This is a genomic window from Halomonas sp. IOP_14, assembly GCF_021021315.1.
GTDB lineage: Bacteria > Pseudomonadota > Gammaproteobacteria > Pseudomonadales > Halomonadaceae > Vreelandella > Vreelandella titanicae.
On record NZ_JAINWD010000030.1, the window covers coordinates 1 to 307 of the forward strand.

Here is a 307-nt window from a genome sequence, read left to right on the forward strand (position 1 = left end):
AGTTCCTGATACGTACATGGGATGACCTGGTCGAGCGGTTCGATCTCCCGGACTTTACGCCTGCTAGCCAAGACCTAGGCGCCGTCCACCTCATCCGCCAGTGCAAAGCGTTTTCATTGATCCATGACGGCCGTGTCCGTGACGCCATTCACGCTTGCCGCAACATTTGGGCGAGCCTTCCCGGCGCTGGCTATGGCCAGCGGGAGCTGGCGACTGATGAGCTGCTGAGTGTTTATAAAGCGGTTGGCGGAATTTCCATCGACTAACTGACGAGGCCCGCCCGAGAGGTGCGCCATGAATCTAAGAC

1 pseudogene is annotated in these 307 nt (G+C 58.3%); it reads left to right on the plus strand.

Annotation, left to right across the window (positions count from 1 at the left end):
• A pseudogene (locus K7H09_RS17410) lies at window positions 1-266 on the plus strand (glycoside hydrolase family protein); the annotation flags it as partial.
• Between the last annotated feature and the right edge of the window lie 41 nt (window positions 267-307).